General features: G+C 35.8%; 30 protein-coding genes. 24 read left to right on the forward strand and 6 right to left on the reverse strand.

Going from position 1 to position 26,035, the window contains the following annotated elements:
• Positions 1-176 precede the first annotated feature (176 nt).
• Complete coding sequence (gene ctaA, locus AC1Q8N_RS11730) at positions 177-1,112, reverse strand: heme A synthase (RefSeq protein WP_001188735.1); 936 nt, start codon at positions 1,110-1,112, stop codon at positions 177-179.
• 496 nt (positions 1,113-1,608) lie between these two features.
• Between ctaA and ctaB the strand changes: the two genes are divergently transcribed.
• From ctaB to AC1Q8N_RS11765, 7 genes are all read left to right on the forward strand, one after another.
• Positions 1,609-2,532 carry a protoheme IX farnesyltransferase gene (gene ctaB, locus AC1Q8N_RS11735; RefSeq protein ID WP_000017546.1) on the forward strand — a complete coding sequence of 308 codons (924 nt, stop codon included), beginning with the start codon at positions 1,609-1,611 and terminating at the stop codon, positions 2,530-2,532.
• Positions 2,533-2,625: 93 nt separating this feature from the next.
• Complete coding sequence (coxB, locus tag AC1Q8N_RS11740; RefSeq protein ID WP_000745278.1) at positions 2,626-3,675, forward strand: cytochrome c oxidase subunit II; 1,050 nt, start codon at positions 2,626-2,628, stop codon at positions 3,673-3,675.
• A 60-nt stretch (positions 3,676-3,735) separates the two neighbouring features.
• A complete protein-coding gene (ctaD, locus tag AC1Q8N_RS11745) occupies positions 3,736-5,571 on the forward strand; it encodes a cytochrome c oxidase subunit I (protein WP_170956742.1) in 1,836 nt (611 codons plus the stop codon).
• The gene (ctaE, locus tag AC1Q8N_RS11750; protein ID WP_000557858.1) at positions 5,571-6,194 is read left to right on the forward strand and encodes a cytochrome c oxidase subunit III; all 624 of its coding nucleotides are present in this window, start codon (positions 5,571-5,573) and stop codon (positions 6,192-6,194) included. Before ctaD ends, ctaE begins: the two co-directional genes overlap by 1 nt.
• A gap of 3 nt (positions 6,195-6,197) precedes the next feature.
• Complete coding sequence (ctaF, locus tag AC1Q8N_RS11755) at positions 6,198-6,530, forward strand: cytochrome c oxidase subunit IVB (protein WP_000985692.1); 333 nt, start codon at positions 6,198-6,200, stop codon at positions 6,528-6,530.
• An 85-nt stretch (positions 6,531-6,615) separates the two neighbouring features.
• Positions 6,616-7,521 (forward strand): cytochrome c oxidase assembly factor CtaG, encoded by a 906-nt coding sequence (gene ctaG / locus AC1Q8N_RS11760; protein WP_000069010.1) that lies wholly within the window; start codon positions 6,616-6,618, stop codon positions 7,519-7,521.
• Between the two features lie 228 nt (positions 7,522-7,749).
• Positions 7,750-8,748: a formamidase gene (locus AC1Q8N_RS11765; protein ID WP_000535797.1), complete on the forward strand. Its 999-nt coding sequence runs from the start codon at positions 7,750-7,752 to the stop codon at positions 8,746-8,748.
• Positions 8,749-8,794: 46 nt separating this feature from the next.
• On the opposite strand, the gene AC1Q8N_RS11770 is transcribed toward AC1Q8N_RS11765, so the two are convergent.
• Positions 8,795-9,160: a YugN family protein gene (locus tag AC1Q8N_RS11770; RefSeq protein WP_048546108.1), complete on the reverse strand. Its 366-nt coding sequence runs from the start codon at positions 9,158-9,160 to the stop codon at positions 8,795-8,797.
• A gap of 206 nt (positions 9,161-9,366) precedes the next feature.
• Between AC1Q8N_RS11770 and AC1Q8N_RS11775 the strand changes: the two genes are divergently transcribed.
• The 6 genes from AC1Q8N_RS11775 to AC1Q8N_RS11800 all read left to right on the forward strand — a co-directional run bounded on the left by AC1Q8N_RS11775 (position 9,367) and on the right by AC1Q8N_RS11800 (position 12,895).
• Positions 9,367-10,401 carry a CAP domain-containing protein gene (locus tag AC1Q8N_RS11775; protein WP_048546106.1) on the forward strand — a complete coding sequence of 345 codons (1,035 nt, stop codon included), beginning with the start codon at positions 9,367-9,369 and terminating at the stop codon, positions 10,399-10,401.
• A gap of 186 nt (positions 10,402-10,587) precedes the next feature.
• Positions 10,588-11,031, forward strand: a complete 444-nt coding sequence (locus AC1Q8N_RS11780; protein WP_001143336.1) for a YlbD family protein — start codon at positions 10,588-10,590, stop codon at positions 11,029-11,031.
• Positions 11,032-11,042: 11 nt separating this feature from the next.
• The gene (locus tag AC1Q8N_RS11785) at positions 11,043-11,288 is read left to right on the forward strand and encodes a YlbE-like family protein (RefSeq protein WP_001200991.1); all 246 of its coding nucleotides are present in this window, start codon (positions 11,043-11,045) and stop codon (positions 11,286-11,288) included.
• Positions 11,289-11,370: 82 nt separating this feature from the next.
• Positions 11,371-11,943 carry a histidine phosphatase family protein gene (locus tag AC1Q8N_RS11790; protein ID WP_033657734.1) on the forward strand — a complete coding sequence of 191 codons (573 nt, stop codon included), beginning with the start codon at positions 11,371-11,373 and terminating at the stop codon, positions 11,941-11,943.
• Positions 11,944-12,059: 116 nt separating this feature from the next.
• Positions 12,060-12,509: a YlbF/YmcA family competence regulator gene (locus AC1Q8N_RS11795; RefSeq protein ID WP_000634355.1), complete on the forward strand. Its 450-nt coding sequence runs from the start codon at positions 12,060-12,062 to the stop codon at positions 12,507-12,509.
• 119 nt (positions 12,510-12,628) lie between these two features.
• Positions 12,629-12,895 (forward strand): YlbG family protein, encoded by a 267-nt coding sequence (locus tag AC1Q8N_RS11800; protein ID WP_002080814.1) that lies wholly within the window; start codon positions 12,629-12,631, stop codon positions 12,893-12,895.
• 55 nt (positions 12,896-12,950) lie between these two features.
• On the opposite strand, the gene AC1Q8N_RS11805 is transcribed toward AC1Q8N_RS11800, so the two are convergent.
• Positions 12,951-13,340 carry a DUF7147 family protein gene (locus AC1Q8N_RS11805; RefSeq protein WP_000616012.1) on the reverse strand — a complete coding sequence of 130 codons (390 nt, stop codon included), beginning with the start codon at positions 13,338-13,340 and terminating at the stop codon, positions 12,951-12,953.
• Between the two features lie 530 nt (positions 13,341-13,870).
• Between AC1Q8N_RS11805 and rsmD the strand changes: the two genes are divergently transcribed.
• Both rsmD and coaD read left to right on the forward strand, forming a co-directional pair.
• Complete coding sequence (gene rsmD / locus AC1Q8N_RS11810) at positions 13,871-14,437, forward strand: 16S rRNA (guanine(966)-N(2))-methyltransferase RsmD (RefSeq protein ID WP_001266975.1); 567 nt, start codon at positions 13,871-13,873, stop codon at positions 14,435-14,437.
• Positions 14,434-14,925 (forward strand): pantetheine-phosphate adenylyltransferase, encoded by a 492-nt coding sequence (gene coaD, locus AC1Q8N_RS11815; protein WP_000200598.1) that lies wholly within the window; start codon positions 14,434-14,436, stop codon positions 14,923-14,925. Before rsmD ends, coaD begins: the two co-directional genes overlap by 4 nt.
• Here the strand turns inward: coaD and ylbJ are convergent.
• Positions 14,917-16,146: a sporulation integral membrane protein YlbJ gene (ylbJ, locus tag AC1Q8N_RS11820; RefSeq protein WP_000273093.1), complete on the reverse strand. Its 1,230-nt coding sequence runs from the start codon at positions 16,144-16,146 to the stop codon at positions 14,917-14,919. The two genes, coaD and ylbJ, sit on opposite strands and share 9 nt — an antisense overlap.
• 113 nt (positions 16,147-16,259) lie before the next feature.
• Between ylbJ and AC1Q8N_RS11825 the strand changes: the two genes are divergently transcribed.
• Positions 16,260-17,051: a patatin-like phospholipase family protein gene (locus tag AC1Q8N_RS11825; RefSeq protein WP_000662602.1), complete on the forward strand. Its 792-nt coding sequence runs from the start codon at positions 16,260-16,262 to the stop codon at positions 17,049-17,051.
• A complete protein-coding gene (locus AC1Q8N_RS11830; protein WP_000476311.1) occupies positions 17,044-18,069 on the forward strand; it encodes a SepM family pheromone-processing serine protease in 1,026 nt (341 codons plus the stop codon). The genes AC1Q8N_RS11825 and AC1Q8N_RS11830 overlap by 8 nt, the downstream gene beginning before the upstream one ends.
• A 24-nt stretch (positions 18,070-18,093) precedes the next feature.
• Here AC1Q8N_RS11830 and AC1Q8N_RS11835 read toward each other — a convergent pair whose 3' ends face one another.
• Positions 18,094-19,335, reverse strand: a complete 1,242-nt coding sequence (locus AC1Q8N_RS11835; protein WP_165775555.1) for a nucleotidyltransferase — start codon at positions 19,333-19,335, stop codon at positions 18,094-18,096.
• A 153-nt stretch (positions 19,336-19,488) separates the two neighbouring features.
• Between AC1Q8N_RS11835 and AC1Q8N_RS11840 the strand changes: the two genes are divergently transcribed.
• The 3 genes from AC1Q8N_RS11840 to AC1Q8N_RS11850 all read left to right on the forward strand — a co-directional run bounded on the left by AC1Q8N_RS11840 (position 19,489) and on the right by AC1Q8N_RS11850 (position 20,861).
• Complete coding sequence (locus tag AC1Q8N_RS11840; RefSeq protein ID WP_000872150.1) at positions 19,489-19,989, forward strand: YceD family protein; 501 nt, start codon at positions 19,489-19,491, stop codon at positions 19,987-19,989.
• 61 nt (positions 19,990-20,050) lie between these two features.
• Positions 20,051-20,224, forward strand: a complete 174-nt coding sequence (rpmF, locus tag AC1Q8N_RS11845; RefSeq protein WP_001984764.1) for a 50S ribosomal protein L32 — start codon at positions 20,051-20,053, stop codon at positions 20,222-20,224.
• Between the two features lie 130 nt (positions 20,225-20,354).
• Positions 20,355-20,861 (forward strand): RsfA family transcriptional regulator, encoded by a 507-nt coding sequence (locus AC1Q8N_RS11850; RefSeq protein WP_048546098.1) that lies wholly within the window; start codon positions 20,355-20,357, stop codon positions 20,859-20,861.
• Positions 20,862-20,895: 34 nt separating this feature from the next.
• Here the strand turns inward: AC1Q8N_RS11850 and AC1Q8N_RS11855 are convergent, their stop codons facing one another.
• On the reverse strand, positions 20,896-21,369 hold the full coding sequence (locus tag AC1Q8N_RS11855) for an N-acetyltransferase (RefSeq protein ID WP_000506689.1): 474 nt from the start codon (positions 21,367-21,369) through the stop codon (positions 20,896-20,898).
• 379 nt (positions 21,370-21,748) lie between these two features.
• Here AC1Q8N_RS11855 and panE point away from each other — a divergent pair, with 379 nt between their 5' ends.
• From panE to ftsL, 4 genes are all read left to right on the forward strand, one after another.
• Positions 21,749-22,639 (forward strand): 2-dehydropantoate 2-reductase, encoded by an 891-nt coding sequence (gene panE / locus AC1Q8N_RS11860; protein ID WP_098047871.1) that lies wholly within the window; start codon positions 21,749-21,751, stop codon positions 22,637-22,639.
• A 79-nt stretch (positions 22,640-22,718) separates the two neighbouring features.
• A complete protein-coding gene (bshC, locus tag AC1Q8N_RS11865; protein ID WP_098079040.1) occupies positions 22,719-24,335 on the forward strand; it encodes a bacillithiol biosynthesis cysteine-adding enzyme BshC in 1,617 nt (538 codons plus the stop codon).
• A 368-nt stretch (positions 24,336-24,703) separates the two neighbouring features.
• A complete protein-coding gene (gene rsmH, locus AC1Q8N_RS11870) occupies positions 24,704-25,636 on the forward strand; it encodes a 16S rRNA (cytosine(1402)-N(4))-methyltransferase RsmH (protein ID WP_000472512.1) in 933 nt (310 codons plus the stop codon).
• 15 nt (positions 25,637-25,651) lie between these two features.
• Positions 25,652-26,014 (forward strand): cell division protein FtsL, encoded by a 363-nt coding sequence (gene ftsL, locus AC1Q8N_RS11875; protein ID WP_000067079.1) that lies wholly within the window; start codon positions 25,652-25,654, stop codon positions 26,012-26,014.
• Positions 26,015-26,035: the final 21 nt, after the last annotated feature.

The following is a 26,035-nucleotide window of genomic DNA, read 5'->3' on the forward strand; positions in this document are numbered from 1 at the left end:
AAGACACCCGCCTCAAAATTCAGCGAAAACAAAGATGTTAGATGGGGGATCAACTGCCCATAAAAGTCTGATTGGTGCGGGCTAATAATCAGTGGGGATGAAGACCCCCACGGATTAAAGTTTCACTTTATTGCAAAAAATACCTTGCCAATTCGGCAAGGTATTTTCATTTAACTTTATTTTGTTTGTTTAGAAGTTGATTCAGCTTCTTTTGCATTCACTTTACTTCGTGTACCTAACATAACTAAATAGCATAGTACAGCAAACAAGCAAGAAATGAATAGTGAATGTAATAATGCCATTACTAAATTAGCATTTGTAAATACGACTAAAATTCCTACGATAGCTTGAAGTGTAACAAGGATAAATGAAATGATCCATCCCCAGTATACGACAGGCTGCTGCTTGTAATGGCGAATAGCGAGAATCATCGCGTATAGTATCCAAGCGAAAATTAACATCGCTGCAACTCTATGTCCCATTTGAACCCATTCATGTAGTTGAGTTGGCATAGGTCTATTTTTGCTACATAAAGGAAAGTCTGGACAGGCTAAGCTAGCTCGTTCGTGACGTACTAAAGCACCTGTGTAGACGACAATATAACTGTAAATTGTTACACCATAAATATGAAATTTCATTTTTTTGTCCATAATAAGTGAACGTGCATCAAATTTTTGATCAATTTCAAAGATAAGACACGTTAATAAAATGACAGAAGCAAATGAAATTAAGGAAATACCGAAATGGATAGCAAGTACAGCTGGCATTTGTCCCCAAACAACTGCTGCCGCTCCCATTAATGCTTGCGCAACTAAAAATACGAAGGATAAAATTGCTAACGTTTTTGTTTCGCGCACATGTTTATAATATTTCCAGGACAAAATACAAAGGAGAGTGACAAGAATTCCTGCTGATCCTGATGTAAGGCGGTGACTTAGTTCAATAATAGTTTCCATTGATAAATTAGATGGAACAAATTCACCGTTACAAAGTGGCCATGATTTACCGCACCCTTGGCCAGAACCTGTTTTTGTAACTAAGGCGCCTCCTAGTAAAACTATTAATAAATCAAGACTCGTAATGACTGCTAACCATTTAATAAAGCGTTGCAATCTATTTCACCATCTTTCTGCTATGAAGTTATTGCGAAATATTTTCATTCCATTATGTATAGAATAAAAAGCGCTAGTTCCTATGATATATAAAAAATAATAAAATAGCAAAGAAATGGCGGGGGCAGACAGGGGAGAGAAAATGGGTGTGGAAATAGGATATATAAGGGAATTTTTAGGTGAAAAACAGGCTATTTTGAAAAGATATGGGGAGAATACGTGTTAAATATGACAAAAAAGTTTATTATAGAAGGTAACATCATGTTATGATAAGGACAAGTAAGAATTAAGTTTTTATATTCGACACAAAAAGTTCATGTTTTCTTCACAAAATGTTCGGGAAATATGATTTAATATATTGGAGTATGGGCGTAGATTAGTAGTAGAATGGATTAACAATATTTCTACTGTAATAATATTGCTATATAGAAGCGAAATATTTCATTCGAAATAGGCGCAAAAAGAAAGATGAAAGTTTTAAGAGGGGGTTAAAGTGATGAGCCATGCAACAAGTGAGCTGCATGATGAGTCAGCTGTTACAAGTGTACCGGAAACAACTCGGCTACAAGATTTATCAGCGCTCGTTAAAATGGGGATTGTAAACTCAAATACACTTACTGTATTTACAGGATTTTGGTTGGCATTACATTTTAATGGATTAAGTGTGATGGACAATCTGGATAAGTTATTCTTTACAATCGTTGGTTCTGGATTAATTATGGCAGGGGTATGTTGTTTAAATAACTACATTGATCGAGACATCGACCCGTTAATGGAAAGAACAAAAACCCGTCCAACAGTTACTGGGAAGTATAAACCGGGATTTGCACTTACATTTGGACTAGTTATATTACTTCTTGGATTTGTATTTTTATTATTAACAACACCAATGGCAGTATTAATGGGATTTATTGGTGCTTTCACATATGTTGTCTTATATACGTTATGGACAAAGAGAAAGTATACACTAAATACTGTTGTAGGTAGTATATCTGGAGCAGTTCCACCTTTAATTGGATGGGCAGCAATCGATCCATCTTTAGGCCATCCAATTGCTTGGATGTTATTTTTAATTATGTTTATTTGGCAAATCCCACATTTCCTCGCATTAGCGATGAAACGTGTTGATGAATATCGAAATGCAGGAATTCCAATGCTTCCTGTAGTTCATGGATTTGAAATTACGAAACGCCAAATTATGATTTGGACAGTATGTTTATTACCACTACCATTTTATATGAGTGGACTAGGGATAACATTTATGGTAATTGCAACATTGTTAAACATCGGATGGATCGTTTTAGGATTTTATGGCTTCCGTAAGCAAGATGACATCAAATGGTCCGTACAAATGTTTGTTTATTCCCTAAATTATTTAACAATCTTATTTGTATCAATGATTGTAGTTACATTCTTCTAAGACAACGACATAATTGGATTTCTTTACGTTGAGATTTACTTTACTTAACTATAAAGTACAATCTAATTCACAAGGAAAGTGGGGGTTGTTTGTATGAAGAAACAGTGGCGACTGCTTTCGTTCGTTTCACTGCTGGCTTTACTGTTAGGGGGATGCGGTAAAGCCTTTCAATCTACTTTAATTCCGCAAGGAGAAGTAGCAAAAATGCAATATGATTTGCTCTTACTAGCAACTGCGATTATGGTAGGAGTAGTACTAGTAGTTACTATTATTTTCTTATATGTAATTGTGCGTTTCCGACAAAAGAAAGGTCAGGAAGATTATATTCCTGAGCAAGTTGAAGGGAATCACAAACTAGAAATTATTTGGACAGTTATTCCGATTATTCTTTTGTTAATCTTAGCTGTTCCGACGGTTACATATACATTCAAACTTGCTGATGTAAGTGCGATGGAGAAAAAGAATATTGATAAAGATACTATCGTTGTTGATGTAACAGCGAATCTTTATTGGTGGGAATTTTCTTATAAATCAGAAAAAATAGTAACTTCTCAAGATTTAGTCATCCCCACAGGTAAGAAAGTGTATTTGAATTTGAAGGGTGCCGATATTAAACATTCGTTTTGGGTTCCATCTTTAGCTGGGAAAATGGATACAAATACAGACAATGTGAACAAAATGTGGTTAAAGGCAGATAAATCGGGCACTTATAATGGTTTTTGTACAGAATTTTGCGGCCCATCACATTCTTTAATGCAATTCAAAGTGAAAGCTTTAGATGAAAGCGAGTACAAAAAGTGGCTTGCTGATATGAAGAAGATTGATGGGAAGAAAGAAGTAGCTTCAACAAAGGCGCAAGAGGGCCAAGAAATATTTAATAAAAGCTGTATTGGTTGTCACGCAGTTGGATCTAATGATAGTAGACCACCTTCCGCTCGTATCGCACCAAACTTAGCAAACTTTGCGGATCGCGATATGGTTGCCGGTATTGCCGAAAACAATGAAGAAAACTTAAAAAAATGGCTGAAAGATCCTGAAAATATGAAACCAGGAAATAAAATGACTGGTAAATATGGCAACTTAACGGATGATCAAATTGATGCATTAAATGCATACTTACAAACGTTAAAAGTTGAAAAGTAAAGAGGGATTATTCGCGAAGGGGAGGTTGAAAACGTGAGTTCTGTAGCAAAAAAACAGGGGATGGGTGCTGTCATATGGGATTATTTAACGACAGTAGACCATAAAAAGATTGCCATTCTCTATTTAATTGCAGGTGGATTGTTTTTTATAATAGGCGGAATAGAAGCTCTATTTATTCGCCTTCAATTAGCGATTCCTAACAACGCTTTTCTTGTTGGGGATGCTTATAATCAAGTATTAACGATGCACGGTACAACAATGATTTTCCTCGCAGCTATGCCACTCGTGTTTGCATTTATGAACGCCGCTGTACCACTTCAAATTGGTGCACGTGATGTAGCGTTCCCGTTTTTGAATTCACTCGGATTTTGGTTATTTTTCTTTGGTGGAGTATTTTTAAATTTAAGTTGGTTTTTAGGTGGAGCACCTGATGCAGGCTGGACATCTTATGCATCTTTAGCTTTAGCCTCTAAAGGCCATGGTGTTGATTTTTATGTACTCGGCTTGCAAATCTCCGGTATTGGTACATTAATTGGAGGTATTAACTTCCTTGTAACCATTATTAATATGCGTGCGCCAGGAATGACGTATATGCGTATGCCGATGTTTACATGGACGACATTTGTAACATCTTCTCTAATATTATTCGCTTTTCCGCCGTTAACTGTAGGATTAGGACTTTTAATGTTAGATCGTTTATTTGGAACAAGTTTCTTTAATCCAGCATTGGGCGGGAATACGATTATATGGGAGCATTTATTCTGGATTTTCGGTCATCCAGAAGTATACATTCTTATACTCCCAGCTTTCGGAATATTCTCAGAAATCTTCGCGACATTTTCGAAAAAACGATTATTTGGTTATTCGTCGATGGTGTTTGCGACAGTATTAATTGGATTCTTAGGATTTATGGTATGGGCGCATCATATGTTTACTGTTGGACTTGGTCCAGTTGCAAATGCTATTTTCTCAGTTGCAACAATGGCGATTGCAGTACCGACCGGTATTAAAATATTCAACTGGCTCTTTACGATGTGGGGAGGAAGTATTCGTTTTACGACACCGATGATGTGGGCAGTAGCTTTCATTCCATCATTCGTAATGGGTGGAGTTACAGGTGTTATGCTAGCATCTGCACCAGCGGATTATCAATTTCATGATAACTATTTCGTAGTAGCTCACTTTCATTATGTAATTGTCGGCGGTGTTGTATTTGGTTTACTTGCAGGAGCTCATTATTATTGGCCACTGATGTTTAATAAAGTATTGAATGAAACGTTAGGAAAGATAACATTTTGGCTATTCTTTATCGGTTTCCATTTAACGTTCTTCATACAGCATTTCCTTGGTTTAATTGGTATGCCACGTCGCTACTACACATATCTTGAAGGCCAAGGGTTGGAAATGGGGAATATGATTAGTTCTATTGGAGCGGTATTTATGGCTCTTGGAACGATTGTTCTTCTATTCAATGTAATTAAAACGACAGTTTCAAAAGAAAAGGCTGGTCGTGATCCATGGGATGCACGTACATTAGAATGGACAATGCCAGCACCAACACCAGAATATAACTTTAAACAATTACCATTTGTTCGCGGGTTAGATCCGTTTTGGATTGAAAAACGTGAAGGGAATAAAGAGATGACAGCGGCGGAACCAATTGGTGATATTCATATGCCAAATCCATCGTTTTCACCATTTATCATTTCTTTAGGATTATTTATAGCGGCATTCGGTGCAATGTATATGCAGGGTGGAAAAGATAAGTTTTGGTTATTAGTAGCAATTATCGGTTTAATCATTACATTTGGTACAATGTTCCTACGTTCAGTAATCGATGATCATGGATATCATATTCATAAGGAAGATTTAGAAGATAAGGGGGGCAAGGCATAATGCATGTAGATGAAAAATTAACGAATGAAACATTTCCAGCAGAGCCTGAAAAAGCAACCCTTGAGGGAAAAAATAAGTTCGTCGGTTTTTGGTTATTTCTTGGAGGCGAAACAGTATTGTTCGCTTCCTTGTTTGGCACATATTTAGCGTTAAAGAATTCTACAAATGGTGGACCAACATCTCAAGAGATGTTCCAAATGCCACTCGTTTTCATTATGACGATGCTTTTATTAACGAGTAGCTTAACGAGCGTATATGCGATGTATCATATGAAAAACTTTAACTTTAAGAAAATGCAACTTTGGCTATTAGTAACAGTGTTGCTAGGTTTAGGGTTTTTAGCATTTGAGATATATGAGTTTTATCATTATACGCATGAATTTAAGCATACTATGAGAAGTAGTGCATTTGGTTCCGCGTTTTATGCTCTTGTTGGTACACATGGTCTCCACGTATTGTTTGGATTATGTTGGATTTTAACATTAATCTTTAGAAATGCGAAGAGAGGTCTAAATTTATACAATGCACCGAAGTTTTATGTTGCATCGATTTATTGGCACTTTATTGACGTAGTTTGGGTGTTTATTTTCACTGTAGTATATTTGATGGGAATGGTGGGATAAACAATGGCGATAAAGCAAATGAATAATCCTAAAGTTGATCTTGTTTATCGGAAGAGAAAAAGTGCGGAGGAAATGAAGCATCAAGTTATTACATTTGCATTAATGATTTTTTTAACATTAGTTGCATTTGCAGCAGTCGCATATCCGAAAACTTTTAGTCCGACTTTCTCAGTACCATTTATTTTACTATTAGCAGTGGTACAAGTAATTTTTCAATTGTATTATTTTATGCATATGAGTCATAAAGGACATGAAGCGGCAAGTTTCTTTCTTTATTCTGGTCTGTTGATCGGGTTAATTACAATTTTAGCTTTTATGACAATTGTGTGGATTTGAAAAGTGAAGAATAAGGGAGCTTGTGTCGTCACAGCTCCCTCTTCATGTTATGTGAAAGGATAATCTTAAGAAGGTAGGTGTGACAATGAGTAACTTGTGGATATTTGGTTTTCAAGCTCTATGGAGTCCAATCTTTTTACTATTTATGCTTTCGATCCTTATCGGGTACTTTTTAATTATTGGGCCATATAGAATGCGATTTGAACATGCGAAAAAGGTAAGTAAGAAGCAAGTTTTTTATTTTACGACCGGGATTGTTCTTTTGTATTTTGTAAAGGGAGGGCCTATTGATTTAATTGGTCATATTATATTTAGTGCACATATGTTTGAAATGGCAGTTATGTATATTGCAGTTCCACCGTTATTGTTGCTTGGTATACCAGTTTGGTTATATCGTTATATTACTTCTTTTAAGTTCGTTCAAATTATATTGAAGATATTTGCTAAGCCACTTATTGCATTGTTTGTATTTAATGGCCTGTTTTCTTTTTATCATTTACCAGTTGTTTTTGATACAGTAAAACAAAGTCAAATTGCTCATCCTATTTGTCTCGCTATATTGTTCTTTACCGCAATCATGATGTGGTGGCCGATGCTAAATCCATTACCAGAATATCAAACGTTAAGTGATATAAAGAAACTGGGTTATATGTTTGCTAACGGTATATTATTAACGCCAGCTTGCGCGTTAATCATTTTTGCGACGGCGCCATTATTTGCAACGTATACGGATCCGGCTGCTTGGATGAAGGCGATGGAACTATGTGTACCAGCGGGAACTTTATCTGATTTAAATATAACTGGACCAGAATTTTTACACTGGATGCCAGTCGTACAAGATCAACAAACAGGTGGCATCATTATGAAAATTGTCCAGGAAATAGTGTACGGTACGATTATTGGTTATGTATTTTTTAGGTGGGCACGTAGAGAGCGTGAAAAAGATAAAGAGCAGTTGCAACAATTACCGCCATATTTACAGACTAAGTAAAAAAGTGTATGGGTTTCCATACACTTTTTTAGTTTTAGTAAACTATAAAAAGATTGAATTTTCAATTTATTCATGTTAAGTTAGTGTAGGCATGTACTAAAAGTGGATATAAGATTTACTACTAGCTTTAATACGTAATGATTCCATGTGTAGTGCAAGTTTTTTAGAGAGTTACAAATTTATATTGTTATCTTTAATAAACAAGAACTATTTTAAGGGGGAATTTAAATGGGTAGTAGTGGAAGTATGGTAAAGCCAATTAGTGGTTTTTTAACAGCATTAATACAATATCCAGTACCGGTAGTAGAGTCACGTGCAGACATTGATAAACAAATTAAACAGATCATAAAAACAATTCATTCAACTAAATCAGGGTATCCTGGATTGGAATTGATAGTATTTCCAGAATATAGTACACAAGGGCTTAATACAAAAAAATGGACTACAGAAGAGTTTTTATGTACAGTTCCTGGGCCAGAAACAGACTTGTTTGCTGAGGCATGTAAAGAGTCTGAGGTATATGGTGTTTTTTCTATAATGGAAAGAAACCCTGATGGTGGAGAACCGTATAATACAGCGATAATTATTGATCCACAAGGTGAAATGATTTTGAAGTATCGTAAGCTAAATCCTTGGGTGCCAGTCGAACCTTGGAAAGCTGGAGATTTAGGCTTACCTGTTTGTGATGGACCTGGAGGAAGTAAATTAGCTGTTTGTATTTGTCATGATGGTATGTTTCCTGAAGTAGCTCGTGAAGCAGCTTATAAAGGTGCAAATGTCTTGATTCGTATTTCTGGATATAGCACACAAGTTAGTGAACAATGGATGTTAACTAATCGTTCGAATGCATGGCAAAACTTAATGTATACATTGTCAGTGAACTTAGCGGGTTATGATGGGGTATTTTATTACTTTGGTGAAGGACAAGTATGTAATTTTGATGGGACTACTTTAGTGCAAGGACACCGAAATCCTTGGGAGATTGTTACTGCCGAAGTATATCCAGAGCTAGCAGATCAGGCTAGATTAGGATGGGGTCTCGAAAATAATATATATAATTTAGGTTCAAGGGGATATGTAGCGACTCCTGGAGGGGTGAAAGAAAACCCGTATACGTTTGTAAAAGATTTAGCTGAAGGTAAATATAAGGTTCCTTGGGAAGATGAGATTAAAGTAAAGGATGGAACTATTTATGGGTATCCAGTCAAAAAGACGATTCATTCTTAAGTAAGATAAATAGAAAAAGCGCATCACTATGATGCGCTTTTTCTATTTACTCAATGATTTGGAACTCTTTTAACTCTTTTTCGATATTTTGTAGGAGTTGTTCGCTTTTTTGAAGTACATTCGTTGGGAAAGTTTCACCATCACCATATTCAACGCCGTGAGGATAATAATGTTTTCCTAATAAGGGAGGAAGTAGCTTTATTTCAGCGTGTCTGCTACCAACATCACCTTCAACAGCCAAACCTTGTACGCGCAAATAATAAATATCATTTAATATTTCAAATTTATAATCGTATGTAACTCGTTCATAATCCCACTGTCCAGCAAGTACAAAATGGTTCTTTTCCATAATCTCTGTTAATAGTGTTAAATCCACGACTGCCCCATTAAATTTCGTATTTTTAAATTGCATATAATACCTCCTCTTTTCATGTCACATCATTATTTTTATAATAGTATGAATAGTAAGAAAGTGCAATTCATATTGAGAGAAAAGGTAGAATCCAGACTTTTTTTGCGAAAATATGATATAGTGAAAAGAGTACGGTACACACAAAAAAGGAAAGAAAAGGATTTGTGTATATCTCAATTTTATGTTTTGTGCAGGAGGTATATCGATTGAAGAAATTATTGCGTATCGTAATGATTACATTTTTAATTTTAGCTGTTGATTTATACGGGAAATTACTCGTTTCACAATATATATTAACCCCATCTCAATCAAAGCAAGAAAATAAAATTGTGAAAAAGAAAAAACAAGTAAATGAAGACTCTTCCGATACTGTTTTAAATATGATTGGTGGGGATTCTGAAAATTTATTAGCAAAATGGGGCGAACCATCTCGAATAGAGCCATCTGCTTACGGATATGAATGGTGGGTATATAATCAAGATTTAACTAAGTATGTGCAATTTGGAGTTGCAGAACGAAAAGTTGTAACGGCGTATGTTGCTGGTGAGCAAGTTAAGGTGCCGCCTTATTATATAAATGAAAAGTATGAAGAAGTGTATAAAAAGAATCCACTCTCGCATGAGATTTCGTTAAAAAGAGGGAAACATAGTTATCAATTTGAGTTATCTGACACGGAAGTGATGGAACAACCATTAATACCTGTAGAAGATGGCTGGGCACAATTATATTTTGATCATTTTACACATGAGCTTGTTGGTGTTCGTTATATGGATGATGAAACGTTATTACGCCAAAGACCGTATCAGCTTGTTTATTCGGGTGAATTACTAGCTGAACAACCATTGACTCCAGATAAAATGAAACAAATAGAGAATGGGAATATGCAACAAATTTTTGATTTAACAAATATTATTCGAAGTCGCCATAAGTTACCGCTGTTAGCTTGGGATCAACAAACAGCAGAGGTGGCTATAGGGCATAGTAAAGATATGAAGGATAATAATTACTTTTCACACGATTCACCTACACTAGGTACGTTAGGAGATCGTTTACAGCGCGGGAAAGTAGGGTTTCAACTTGCTGGTGAGAACATAGCGGCGCAACATAGTGATGGAATTGCGGCGGTGCAAGGTTGGTTAAATAGTGAAGGGCATAGAAAGAATGTATTAAATGAACAATTTACAGGATTAGGTGTTGGGGTATACGATAAGTTTTATACACAAAACTTTATTCGAAAATAAAGTGAAATTTTAAGTTGGGTAGGGGAAACCTCACGTTTAAGTACTTCGTATTCACTGAAGTGTAGGTCGGAATCTTACCGTATGCAAATAGCAGGATAAAAAGGTGCATGAATCGTCTAAAAATAGGCGAACCATGTGCCTTTTTTTTCTTACTATATAGTAGATATACATGAAGAGGTGAGGATTATGCCAACAACAAAAGGGCCGTTACATCCATCGGTTCAACAGTTTAAAGAGTTTGTAAACCATCACCCTAAAATGGTTCATGAGGTTAGAAGTGGTCACAAAACTTGGCAACAGTTTTATGAAGAATGGTACTTACTTGGTGAAGAAGACCCGATATGGGCAACTTTTAGGCCTGATGGAGCGCCAGCTTTTTCTTCGGTAAAAGAAAATAAACAAGAAAAAGAAAAAGATAATCGAACTGAAGAGGAAAAAACTGCTGATGTGATGGGACAAATGCTTTCTTTCTTTAAAAAGCTAGATGTGGAACAGATGCAACACCATTTAGCTAATGTGACGAGTGCTATTGGTAGTGTGCAACAAGTTTTTCAACAATTTCAAGGGAAGCCCGCGCGGCAAGAAGAAAGTACTTCCGAAAATAATCCATTTTTCTTTCAGAAGGATTAGGGGGAAAGCGGATGAGAGCGGAAATTATGGAGTTTATAAAGGCTGATGAGGATTTATCTCGCTATATTAGGGAGCAACCGTACTGGTATAGAAAACTAACGCGAAACCCTGAAGAAAAAGAGGCATTTGAGTTAGCGGCTATGCAGCATTTCAAAAAAACGATACCAGATAAAGTTGAGAAATTTCAAAACCAATTGGCAGTTGCCTCCATTATGATCGATATGTTTCAGTATATGAAGCAGCAAAATACAACATAATTGGAAGGGAAAACTATGTCCGTCATGCAGAACTTTTGATACAATAGAAGCGGATTATTTAAAAAGGAGTTGCAGCATGAGCATGACGGAAATTTGTTTAGTACGACATGGACAAACTGATTGGAATTTTCAAGAGATTATTCAGGGACGTGAAGATATTCCGCTTAATGAAGTGGGAAAGAAGCAAGCAAGTCAAAGTGCAGTTGCTTTGCAAGCGGAAGCATGGGATGTAATTATAAGTAGCCCATTAATTAGAGCGCACGAAACAGCTAAGGAAATTGCAGGGGCTGCAGGATTGCAATCGATTTTATTAGATGAGCGATTTGTTGAACGTAATTTTGGTGAAGCTTCCGGGAAGCCGGTTGCGACTGTTAGGGAGCTAATTGCAGAAGGTAAAGTAGAAGGTATGGAGCAAGATGAAGAGATTGTAACTCGTTGCTTTGCTGCTATAAAAGATGTTGCAGAAACCCATTCTGGCAAACGTATTATCATTGTAGCTCATTCACATGCGATAAAAGCAATTTTACATGCAATTGCACCGGAAGATATTTCGTTTAAGACACCATTAAAAAATGCATGTATTAGTTATGTGAAAGAAAATAGTGGGAAATGGGATGTTCTGAAATATAATATTGCGGAACATATTAATGTATAAGTATGTGCTGGGATTATACGGAAAATAGTTAGAGTGATATCTTTCTGTTTAGTGAGACACTTCAATTAGTAGTTCTATTCTAAATGTGGTATGATGAATACTCGGAGGTGTCTCTCATGATTGTAGCGACGCTGGAAAGCGTATTGATATTAGATAAGGCAGAGCAGCTTGCAAAAGCGATTATCTGTTCAGATATAGCAGAAGACTATCGTAAGTGTTATAAAGAATTGCATGAAGATATGGAAGTTCAGACGTTAATTCAGCAATTTACAGCGATGAAAGAACGATATGAAGAAGTGCAACGTTTCGGTAAATACCATCCTGATTATACTTTCGTTTCGACGAAAATGAGGGAGTTAAAGCGTTCTGTAGACTTACATGATAAGGTTGCAGCTTTTAAACGAGTAGAAACAGCTTTGCAAAAGTTGTTAGATGAAGTTAGTGTAGCAATCGGTTCTGAGGTGTCTTCTTCCATCAAAGTTCCAACAGGAAATCCATTTTTTGATGCTGGTGGCTGTGGTGGCGGTTGTGGTACCGGCGGAGGTTGTGGCTGTAAAACGGGGTAAATCACCCCGTTTTTTAGAAGGTAGAAGAAAACGTATACAGAGTTTGTCCTGTAATGTCATAAATTTCTGATTGGTTTTCATAAAATATATGTTTTTAAAAGGAGAAGATGGAGAAGATTATGTTCGGGCAACGACAAAGTATGATTGTTTATTTACATTCATTGAAACATGCCAAGATTTTAAGGAAATATGGTAACATACATTACATATCAAAACGCTTAAAATACGCAGTAGTATATTGTGATATGGAACAAATTGAGCATATGATGCAAAAGTTGAACAAACTTCCTTTTGTGAAGAAGATAGAACAGTCGTACCGCCCGTATTTAAAAACGGAATTTGAAAATTCACGTCCTGATCGGGCAAAAGAATACGATTATAGTTAATAGAAAAAATCCCCTGCTAATTTTAGTAGGGGATTTTTTTACTTGAAATAACATTTTATTTCATTGGAGGAATGAAATTATTCATTCGTAAAATACCAATTAAATGATTGAAAAACAGTTCTTTTTCTGGGAAAGTTGTGGATGGTTTTACCGTAAAGGTAGTCACTTTTCTTCCTAGTTGTTCTGCCGTTTCTTCAAATAAAATGACGCGTTTACTTTTTTTATTTTCAAGTACAGGAATGCCTTCACGACATATGTATAATGGTTGGAAATCACCAGTAGTAGTTGGTTTTAATATTACAACAAGTGAGCACACTTTTTTTTCATTTTTAATCGTTTCAAATTGTAACATATGTGTTATACGTTCTTGATTTGCTTTGGCAATTTCAAGTAATTCATATAAATCAGAGTAGCCTTCTCCGAGTTCTATAAAGCGTTGAATCATATTTTTTCCTCCTCTTTCTTTTATTTACTGTACCATCTCACTTTTTAAATGAAAAGTAGACAAAGAAAAAAAACCCTGCAAAGCAGGGCCCTTCTTATACTAGCATGTACTAGTAAGAAGGCAAAGGGAGAGGAGAAACCGGAGGAAGAACTTATGGGGAAACGTAAGTCTTCTCCGCGGTTGGCAACAACATCGAAGGTGATGTTGTTATAATTATTTATGTCCAATCTAAATGAAGATATACATCATGAAATTAAATTTTATGTTTGGCTTTTTATTTTTCTTTTTTTTATTTTATGATAGGATAAAAAAGATAAAGTGAAACGAATATACATAATGGGTTCGTGTTAGCGCATGGTGAGATGAATACATAAAAATGCAGAGCGGTTATTTTAAGCCAAAGTTCTCCTATTGTTCGTTGAGAAATGAATGGAAAATTTCATGGAATAGTATAGTTTGGTAGCGGTTACCGAATGGAGAAAGGTTTTCTATAATTGCTCGATAGATTGAAATAAAGGTAGTGACAACAGATGAGAGTAGTTTCAGGAAAATGTAAAGGGCATCCACTAAAAGCGGTGCCAGGTAATACAACACGTCCAACGACAGATAAAGTGAAAGAATCAATCTTTAATATGATAGGTCCTTATTTTGATGGTGGTATCGCTCTTGATTTATTTGGCGGTAGTGGTGGTCTTGGAATCGAGGCTATAAGTAGAGGGATTGATAAAGCAATTTTTGTTGATCGAGATAATAAAGCGATAAAAGTAATCCATCAAAATTTAGAAAGTTGTCGAATACAGGAACAAGCTGAAGTATATCGAAATGATGCAGAACGTGCGGTAAAGGCTCTTATAAAACGTGAAATATCATTCGATCTTATATTAATTGATCCTCCATATAAAGATCAAAAAATTGTATCTTTAATTAGTGTGATGGATCAACATGGATTGCTACATAGAGATGGATTAATTATGTCAGAGCATGGTAATGATGTGGTTTTACCTGATTCTATAGGGAGTCTTGTAAAAGTAAGAGCTGAAAATTATGGGATTACAGCAATATCGATTTATAAGTATGAAGGTGAGGGGACGGAATGACTAGTATAGCTATTTCTTCGGGAAGTTTTGATCCAATTACCCTTGGGCATCTGGATATTATTAAAAGGGGAGCAAAAGTATTTGATGAGGTATACGTAGTAGTTTTAAACAACTCGTCAAAAAAACCGTTCTTTTCAGTTGAAGAGCGCTTAGATTTAATTCGAGAAGCAACAAAGGATATCCCGAATGTAAAAGTAGATTCACATAGTGGACTACTAGTGGAGTATGCGAAAATGCGTAATGCAAACGCGATTTTGCGTGGGTTACGAGCGGTTTCTGATTTTGAATATGAGATGCAAATTACTTCTATGAATCGAAAATTAGATGAAAATATTGAAACCTTTTTTATTATGACAAATAACCAATATTCATTTTTAAGCTCGAGCATTGTAAAAGAAGTTGCGAGATATGGAGGAAGCGTAGTAGATCTTGTACCTCCTGTTGTAGAACGTGCTTTAAAAGAAAAGTTTCAAACCCCGTTAAAGTGAACGGGGTTTTTCTTTGTTGCTACGAAAAAATAATAAGATAACATATACATATAAACAAAATAAAGTAAAGATCGGTCCATAGTGTACAAAAGATGTCCAAATTTCTTGCAGTATAGAAGAATGATTCGATAAAAATACGGGGATATCTTTTTGCATAGGTGAAAAAGAGCTTACTTTTTCATAAAATGGTTTCCAAAATATAAAAGTAAAAATAGGAGCCAGAATACTTTGGATAATTCGTGCGAAAAAATAGGGCTTAAATCGGATGTCTGTTTCAGCTAATATGCTAGCAACTTGTGCCTGAATAGAAAGGCCGCTAAACGCTAAAATAAAGCTTGTTACCATAGCTTGCTGCAGGAGGGGTGTTTCATTTATTTGACTAATCATTTGGCTACCGAGTGTCATTTCAAAAATGCCTGATAAGATTGGAATACTAAATTCTGTAGTTAATTGGAAGAATGATAAAATATGTTGCATAATAAAAGAAAGTGCTGCTGTAATATGAAATACAGTAATCATTTTATTTAAAACAGAGAATAAAATAATAAATCCACCAATCATAAGTAACGTTTGAATAGAAGAAACGATAGCGTCCCCAAGTAATTTTCCTAATGGTCTTTTTTCTTGCATGCGCGTCTCGTGTAGGACTGAAAAAGGGTTTTGAAAAGGACGTTTTTTAGTAGGATGTTGATCCTTCGTGGAAATATTGTTATTGCCGTAAAAACGCATCAATAACCCGACGGCAAAGTTACTTAAATAATGTGCAGCAGCTAATACGATTCCTAATTTCGGATTATTGAAAAAACCGATAGAAACAGCTCCAAAAATAAAAAGTGGATTAGATGAGTTTGTAAAAGATACGAGGCGTTCTGCTTCGATTTGTGTTAGCTGATTACTTTTACGTAGTCTAGCGCTTAATTTGGCGCCAGCAGGGAATCCAGAAGCCATTCCCATTGCCCAAACAAATCCGCCTATCCCTGGAACGCGAAAAAGTGGTCGCATGAGTGGTTCTAATATAACACCTATAAATTTTACAACACCAATACTAATTAGAAGTTCCGCAATGATGAAAAACGGTAAAAGTGAAGGGAATACAACTTCCCACCATATATTTAACCCTCGAATGGAAGCTTGCAAAGCAGCTTGGGGGTGAAGTACAAGAGAAAAGGTTAAAAACAGTGTTGATATGGTAAGAAAAGCCGTTTTCCATTTTTCATACATGTAAGTAAATCCCCCTTTGTCCCAAAAAACGTTCATTTCAGTATACGTGGATACGTAGTGCATTTAGACCATAAGTATGAAAAAGGAATGAAAAAAATTAAAGGGTGAGAAAAATGAAAGAACCGAAAATTGGCTTAGCTCTTGGATCTGGGGGCGCAAAAGGGTTTGCGCATATTGGTGTTATAAAAGTTTTAAGAGAAAATGGTATACCGATTCATATGATTGCAGGAAGTAGTATGGGGGCTTTAGTAGGTACGTTTTATGCAGCTAGCTCAAACGTTGAAAGGTTGTATAAACTGGCAAATGTTTTTAAGAGGAAATATTATTTAGATTTTACAGTTCCGAAAATGGGATTTATTGCTGGAAAACGTGTCAAAGATATGATTAAAATGTTTACATATAATAAAAATTTAGAAGAGTTAGATATCCCGACGGCTGTTGTGGCTACTGACATCTTGAAGGGGGAAAAAGTAGTTTTTACAAGTGGTCCTGTTGCAGAGGCTGTGAGAGCTAGCATATCTGTACCTGGAGTATTTGTACCAGAAAAGATAGATGGACGATTATTGGTGGATGGCGGAGTGATTGATCGCATTCCAGTATCGGTTGTGAAAGAGTTAGGTGCCGATATTGTTATTGCTGTTGATGTATCGCCGATTAAAGTGAATGGAGAGGTTACGTCTATTTATGATGTAATTATGCAGAGTATTGAAATTATGCAACATGAGCTGGTGATGAATCGACAAATTGCATCGGATTTAATGATGCGACCAGCTGTAGAACAATTTAGTTCACGTGCTTTTACAAACATTGAAGACATTATTCGAGTTGGAGAAGTAGAGGCGGAAAAACATGTTGCAAATATTTATTTATTAATTGAGCAGTGGAAGGAGAAACATAATGTTTAAGCGTTTTCGGTTTATATATGCAATTTTAATAGGGGTTATATTGGCGATGTTACTTGTTTACGTACGTTTACCGTATTATGTAACAAAACCAGGAATGGCGGCCAAATTAGAGCCTTACGTTCAAGTTGAGGGTGGAACGAAAGAATCCGGTGATTTTATGCTTGTTACGGTTTCAATGGGACCAGCAAATGTGGTGAATTTAATAGCGGCACAGTTTAATAAATATACACATATTTCGAAAGCGGAAGAAATATTGCAAAAAGGTGAGAGTGATGAAGAATATCAATTTCGCCAAAATTATGCCATGAAAGATTCGCAAAATGCAGCAATCTATAATGCGTATAAACGTGCAAACCGTACTGTTTCTTTTGAAAATAAAGGTGTATTGGTTGCAGGAGTAGCGAAAGGGATGCCGTCAGAAGGAAAGCTTAAGCTTGGAGATGTCATCATAGCTGTCGACGGAAAAACATTTGAAAAGACGGAGCAATTTATTGAATATATGACAGGGAAAAAAGAAGGGGAAGCAGTAAATATTGAGTACAAGAGAAATGGAAAACAGTTAAAAGAAAATTTAAATGTAAAGACCATTCCGAATGGAAATGGGCGTGTTGGTATAGGGGTTTCTATCGTTACTGAAAGAGAATTAATGGTAGATCCGAAAGTGAAAATTGATTCTCATGAAATAGGCGGACCATCGGCAGGCCTAATGTTTACATTAGAAATATATAATCAACTTGTGGAAGATGATTTAACAAGAGGGCATGAAATAGCTGGAACAGGGACGATAAATGAAAAGGGAGAAATTGGCCCGATTGGTGGTATTCAGCAAAAAGTGGTTGCTGCAAGTGATGCTGGTGCTGAAGTGTTCTTTGCGCCAAATGAAAAAGGTGCGGAGAAATCGAATTATAAAGATGCGCTTGAGGCTGCGAAAGATATTAAAACAAAAATGAAAGTTGTACCAGTTGATACGCTGGATGATGCATTGCTGTATTTGGAAAAAATGGGCGAGAAAAAATAAACCTCTCTGAAAAAGAGAGGTTTTTTATAGAAATTTTGCAGTTGTTTCATCATAACGAATTGGATGGTGTGTTGCATCTTGTTTTAGTAGTTGTGTTCGTAATGGTTCTTGCATGATGGAGAAATATACAGAATTGGCTTTTCGCTCTATATGTAAAGTAGGATGGTCAAATGTTTTTGTATGGGTAAGGATGGGAAGTTCTATTTTTTTCTTGTTTTTTGAAAGGTAAGTTTGTCCTTTTTGTGACATGCCTAGTAGACGAATGTACGGTGCATGCTGCTCTATATTTGCGCTATGTATTTCTTCTTTTGTTGTATTTGTTAAAATGTGTGTACAGGCTCTTTGTAATCTAGTCCATGTATAACGCTTCGTTTTTAATGCTTCCATGAATGAATGGAAGGAGGAACTGTTTTGTATTTTTGATAAAATACGATGCTCTAAACCTTCTTCTATTTCATATATATGTCGTAAGTCTTCTGGAGACATCGTCATGAGTTTGTATTTGAAAAATGAAAAGTATTGTTCCCAATTATGTAATATCCCGTAGTTTTGTTTGTAACTTGCTAAAAGAGAAGCAGTCGCTTTTGGGATAAAAGGCTCAATTTCTGTAAAAGAACTATTTTCGCTAAAAAGTTTTTTACGAATACTAGTTGCGCTTGCAATATGTTGGTCGCTAAATGTTTCATCATGATAATGAGATGCGAATCTTTTTATCGTTTGTGCTTGCATAGAACTATTTTGTAAGAAAATTGATTTCATGTATTGGAATCCTAATATGTTATTCGGTTGTGACATGTCTATGTTTTTTTCGGATGGTAAAATGTGTAGGAAGGCTTCAGATGTAGCTTTTGCGTAACTGTTACCTGCATTCATAAATTGCTTTACAAGACGATTAAAAGTATCTTCTTCATTTTTTTGCACAGAGATGGTGTTATGAAAATTTTCAATCTGCCCATCTTCACTACCGAAACAAATTTCAGAAACACGCAGGGCGTTTAAAATAGAAATAGCGCCATTTGCAAAGGTTTCAGCCTTTTGTGTTGAGAAGGCGTATGGAAGCTCTACAACAAGGTCTACACCGCATGATAAGGCCATTTTGGTACGATACCATTTGGATATGAGTGCTGGCTCACCACGCTGTAAAAAAGGGCCACTCATAACAGCGATTGTAATATCGGCGTGTGTTAACTTTTTTGTTTGTTGCACATGATAATCATGACCGTTATGAAAAGGGTTATATTCAACAACAATACCACTGGCTTTTATGGTAATCTCTCCTTTCGATGTAGCATCTTTTTCAAAAACGTGATACTCTATATATTATTTACTATGATGACTTCATTATAGTGTAAAGAAAAAACATTGACAAATATAAAATGGCTAGCTATAATTTTGTTTGTTGCCTTGAGGTGATATGATATGAAATGGTCCATCCATCAATTGAATAAATTGAGAAATAAAGGATTGACATTGGATGAGATGGTAGATGTAAGTGAGCTACAAGAGGTCGAGAAAGATATTCGTGAAATTAATCCTGCTCATGTAACAGGAAGAGTTGATTTTGGCTCCGGTAAGTTTACGTTCCATCTACATATAACTGGAAGCATGGTTTTACCATGTTCTCGCTCTTTAGTAGATGTGACATTACCATTTGACATTAAAACAACTGAGGTGTTCCAAACTTCACAAGAAGAATTTGAAACTGAAGCTGAAATTCATTGTTTAGAAGGAGAAGTACTTGACTTACTGCCCGTAATCAAGGAAAATATACTTTTGGAGATTCCAATGCAAATTTTCAGTGATGATGTTTCTGGTGGAGCACCGATGCAAGGTCAAGACTGGCAAGTGATTTCGGAAGAAAACAAAGAAAAGACTGTTGATCCACGATTAGCAGGACTTGCAAAGTTTTTTGACAAATAATCGGAAGACTGGTTTAGGCCTTCATATGAAAATAACTATTTCTTTTAAGGAGGTGGGAAGAATGGCTGTACCTTTTAGAAGAACTTCTAAAACAGTAAAAAGAAAGCGTCGTACGCATTTCAAATTATCAGTACCTGGTATGGTAGAGTGCCCAAGCTGTGGTGAAGCGAAATTAGCTCACCGTGTATGTAAAGCATGCGGTACTTACAAAGGTAAAGAAGTAATCAGCAAGTAATTGCGGGAAAATAAACGTAGAAGATATCTTCTGCGTTTATTTTTTTTTGTCTTATTCTTTATTTGTTGTATTCTATCTTTTCTAGTAACTGCATATGCTTAATAAAAAATGCATAGGGAGGACTAGAGAGATGGCGACAACAAGACAAGATGCTTGGACTGATGATGAAGATTTGCTTCTGGCAGAAGTAGTACTCCGGCATATTCGAGAAGGTGGAACGCAATTATCTGCCTTTAAAGAAGTGGGAAGACATTTATCTCGTACACCAGCAGCATGTGGCTTTAGATGGAATTCTTACGTTAGAAAGCAATACAAAGAACGTATTGAAGAAGCGAAGCAACTACGTAAAGTAGAAAATTATGAAGTAAAAGAGACAAAGGTAGTAGAGCCTACGTCAATTACATTGAATGATGTTATTGATTTCTTGCAAAATTATAAAGATGAAAACTCTTTAATGGTGTTGCAACAGCAAATTGAATCGTTACAAACAGAGAGAGAGAGTCTTTTGGAGCGATTATCAGTATATGAGGAAGAGTATAGAACATTGCTTGATTATATCGATCAAAAAAGAAGTGTAATGGTAGCGGAAAGAAATAGCACTCGTTCGAATGGGAAATTAGAAAAGTTAAAGAAATAAAAAAACAGCTGCTATGTAGCTGTTTTTTTATTTCTTATGCAGACTCTTCGTTTGTAACCGTATTCAAATTTGTTTCTGGGTTCCAAACATAAAAATCACCATCAGGTACTGATACAGGCTGGAAATTTAATTTATCCCAAAAACCAGCTGAATGGATACGTGCGATCGTTTTAATTGGGAACTGTAGCCCCTTCGCATAATTTACAAGCATTTCTCCGAATCCTTGTTTTTGGAAAGTTGGTAACACTTCAAGTTTATAGAGTTCTAGGTAAGTACCTGTAATTTCGAATGGTTCCCCGCCGTGCCTTTTCATATACAGACTCATACGTGCAATTAGTGATCCGCCATAATAAATACCGTAAAATGGAGATTCACTATCGTTTTCAATAATGTTTGCCTGTAATTCTTCTAACATGGATAATTCTTGAGCTCCGCAACCTTTAAATTTTTTAAATTCGTCTAATGTTTTATAATTGATGAGCAAGCGCTCAACTTTTGGGAATCCCATAACATCACATCCTTTTCTTGTCTCGTTGAATGCAGAAAAGTAAAAATATTTATAATAATATTATAACTCATTTTTTTATTTTTATGAAGAAGATAGTATATTTCTTTTATTATTTTTTTGAGGATTTGCTAAACTAAGAGTAGAAGCATATTAATAGGTAGTATATACATATTGAAAGAAGAGGTTGCATTTGTTTGTTAAAGAGCAATGGAATTGTAAACTGTGTTCATGGGATTGAGAACGATAGAGTGAAACTGTAATCGGTGGGATTTGTTCACCTTTAGTTAATTATGATTGATTCCGCACCAATCAGGCGTTTGCGGGATAAAAAGGGGGAGGGAAAAGGGACTTGTGTATCGTATTTATATGAGTTCCTTGTGTGAAAATGAAAATCGGAGTTGTGGGACCAGGAGCTATCGGTCTGTTATATGCATTTTATTTACAAAAAAGTAATCAAGATGTTACGTTGTTTACAAGGACAGCTAAACAGGCTGAGGAATTGAATATAACGGGTGTAACTTGTATGAGGGAGGAAAAACGTGAAACCGTATTCCCGCCTGTTTTGCCAATAGAAAGTATGCTAGATCAGAAGCTAGACTATATATTTATTGCTGTTAAGCAATATCATATAACTGACATACTGCCTTTTGTGCGAGGGGAATCCTCATTAATCTTTTTGCAAAACGGAATGTCGCATCTTCATGCTATGCAGAAAATAGGGAATGAAAATATTGCAGTTGGGATTGTAGAGCATGGTGCAAAAAAAGAAGAAAGACATACCGTTTATCATACGGGGATAGGTGTAACGAAGTTTGGAATCGTGCACGGCCAGTCTATACATTTTGAAAAAATATTTAACTGCTTTCCATTTCCTCATTTTCCGATTCAAATAGAAGATGATTGGAAGGATGTCATGCACAAAAAATTAGTAGTTAATGTATGTATCAATCCATTGACAGCATTATTACAAGTCCAGAACGGAGATTTGATTACGAACCCTTTTTTTTATCGATTGATGGAGCAAGTTTTTCAGGAAGTCGTTTTTCTTGTTAAAGAAGAAAAAGAAATGGTATGGAAAATGGTACGTCACGTATGTGAAAGAACGTCTCATAATACATCATCTATGCTGGCAGATGTAAGGGCGAATAGACAAACGGAAATTGGTGCGATTGTTGGATATGTATTAGAAGAAGCTAAGAAACAGCAACAATCCGTTCCGACACTGCAATTTTTGTTCGATGCAATAAAAGGATTAGAAGTAAAAGAATAAGTGTAATTCTTTGCTTTTACGTGCAACATTGACTACAATGTGGATTGGTGAGAGAACAGGATACGAAAGGAAGAATTATATGGAGATAAAAGAAATCTCTGTTCCGCAACAAGGTGTTGTAGCGGACTATATGAACGGTAAAAAAGAGATACAGTCTTGTTTTGACTATATGTTAACAGAAGATGCTTTTAAACAGCGTGTACATGATTTGCGTGAGAGGGAGTTTTTCCGCCAAGATTTAGTAGCGCATTTATTAGAATATAATACAAAATTACAAGCGGGAGAAGCTACGATTCAAAATGTAAAAGCGCTTGGAGATGAAAATACATATGTTGTTATAGCTGGACAACAAGCTGGGTTATTAACTGGACCACTTTATACAATTCATAAAATCATTTCAGTTTTACAGCTTGCAAGGGAAAAGGAAGAAAGTTTAGGTGTTAAAGTTGTTCCTGTTTTCTGGATTGCTGGTGAAGACCATGATATGGATGAAATTAATCATACTTTTGTAACGAAGAATAAAAAAATAAAAAAGACTATTTTTCATGACCGTAATCCGAAAGTGGCGAGTGCTTCAGAGTCCGAGCTTTCTTTGGAAGACTGTAGAAAGTGGATTGAAGAAATTTTCAAAACATACCCTGAAACGAATTTTACAAAGGATGTACTGCGATTTATTGATGATTCTTTGGGGAAATCGAATACGTATGTAGATTTCTTTGCCCATCTTATTATGAAAATGTTCGTTAATTCTGGTTTAATTCTTGTTGATTCGCATCATCCTGAATTAAGAAAATTAGAAGTGCCGTTTTTTAAGCAAATTATAGATAAGTATAAAGAAGTGCAAGAGGGGCTTCATAACCAACAGGAAATAATTAAAGAATTAGGATATAAACCGATTATTGAAACAAAGTATAATGCAGTACATATATTCATGGAAATTGATAATGAGCGAGTATTACTTGAAGACGATCAAGGGAAGTTTGTAGGGAAGGATGGAGCGTATTCCTTTTCATATGAGGAATTGATGGAAGAGATGGAAAGAAGTCCGGAACGCTTTAGTAATAATGTTGTAACGCGCCCTCTTATGCAAGAGTATCTATTTCCTACGCTCGCGTTTATTGGAGGACCAGGGGAATTAGCTTACTGGAGTGAATTGCAACAAGTTTTCCATACGATTGGTTTCCAAATGCCGCCTGTCGTTCCGCGTATTACAATCACTTATGTAGAGAGGGATATAGCGACAGATTTATACGATTTGCAATTGCAAGACAGTGATCCTTTTTTAAATAACGTAGATAAGTTGCGTGAAAACTGGTTATCTAATCAAATAGAGGAACCGATAGATGATCGATTTGTAGAGGCGAAAAAAGAAATAATTGATATCCATACGTCATTACAACAGTTTGTGAAGAAAATAGATCCTGGATTAAGTGCGTTTGCAGGGAAAAATGAATTCAAAATTAATGAACAAATTGAACTGTTGGAAAGAATGTTGAAAAGAAATGTTGAGAAAAAACATGAAGTACAGCTAAATAAATTCCGTCGCATACAATTTGCACTTCGTCCATTAGGGGCGCCGCAAGAGCGTGTGTGGAATGTATGTTACTATTTAAATCAGTTTGGTTTGGATTTCGTTGATCGTGTAATGGAAAAACCGTTTTCTTGGGACGGAAAACATCATGTTATAAAACTATAAAATCTTGCTCTTAGGAGCAGGATTTTATTTTTGTCTTGTTGAATTTACTGTGAAGTGAAATTTTTCTGAATTATCAATTTTAAAAAAGTGAATATCGTAATTATGCAGGATACTTAAATATATGACAAAATAGCACAAAATGTAAACGTATTATCATCTTTTTCGACAGTTTTTTATTTAAATTCCCGCAAAAGATGATAAAATTTAGTATATAATAAAAGAAAATAGCGATTTGTATAGTATGCTGCCTTTGTAGGTAAGTTAAATGAGTCGTTCTTTCATAGTATTTCGTTCTCTAATCGTGAAATATGCGTTTGGAGGAGGAGATGCATTCAACATAATTAATTGGAAAAAGAGTAGGTGCAACAATGTTTAAACACGTAACAGTGCTTTTGAAGGAAACAGTAGACGGCTTAGATATAAAGCCAGGTGGTACATATGTAGATTGTACACTGGGGGGAGGAGGACATAGTTCTTATTTATTATCCCAATTAACTGAAGGTGGAAGATTAATCGCGTTTGATCAAGATGAGATAGCGATTCAAAATGCGAAAGAAAGATTCTCTTCATATGGTGAGCAGTTCATAACAGTAAAGAGTAATTTCCGTTATTTATCTGAAAAACTACAGGAATTAGGTATAACAGAAGTAGATGGTATTTTATTTGATTTAGGTGTTTCATCCCCACAATTAGATACACCAGAGCGTGGCTTTAGTTATCATCATGATGCACCGTTAGATATGCGGATGGATCAAGATGCCCCATTAACAGCATATGATGTTGTAAATAGCTGGTCATATGAGCAACTTGTAAGAATTTTCTTCCAGTATGGTGAAGAGAAATTTTCAAAACAAATAGTAAGGAAAATTGAAGCGTATCGTGAGAATAAAGCTATTGAAACGACAGGAGAATTAGTAGAACTAATTAAAGAGGGTATTCCAGCTCCTGCTCGTAGAACGGGTGGACACCCTGCGAAGCGAGTGTTCCAAGCAATCCGTATTGCGGTAAATGATGAATTGAAAGTATTTGAAGAAGCGTTGGAATCTGCAATTGAGATGGTCAAGCCGGGCGGAAGAGTTAGTGTTATAACATTCCATTCTTTAGAAGACCGTATTTGTAAAACGACGTTTAAACGAAATAGCACAACGCCACAATTGCCACCAGGATTACCGATTATTCCTGATGAATTTAAGCCCAAATTAAAGCTTATTACGAGAAAACCGATTTTACCTTCTGATATAGAGTTAGAAGAAAATAATCGAGCGCGTTCTGCGAAATTGAGAATCGCTGAAAAACGATAAAAAGGGGAGAGAGGTATGAGTAACTTAGCTGTAAAGTACAAACAACAAGCGCAAGAAGAGATACAGATTCAAACGCCCCCACAGCAGATGGTTCAGCCAAAAGCTAAAGCGAAGATTACAAGAATCGAAAAACTGTTGTATGTAGCATTTATTGGCTTTTTATTGTATGCCTGTGTAGCGTTTATTGGAAATAAAGCAGGCCTTTATCAAGTTAATGTAGAAGCAGCGACGATAGAACAAAAAATTGTACAGCAGCAAAAAGAAAATCAAGAGTTACAGGCTGAAGTAGAGAAGTTAAGTCGCTATGAACGAATCGCTGAAGTTGCAAAAAAACACGGGCTAGAAATTAATGCGAATAATGTGAAGGGCCTCAAATAAGGCAATAGGTGTGAAGGGAAA

Source organism: Bacillus sp. GW823-FHT06B01 (assembly GCF_058952315.1).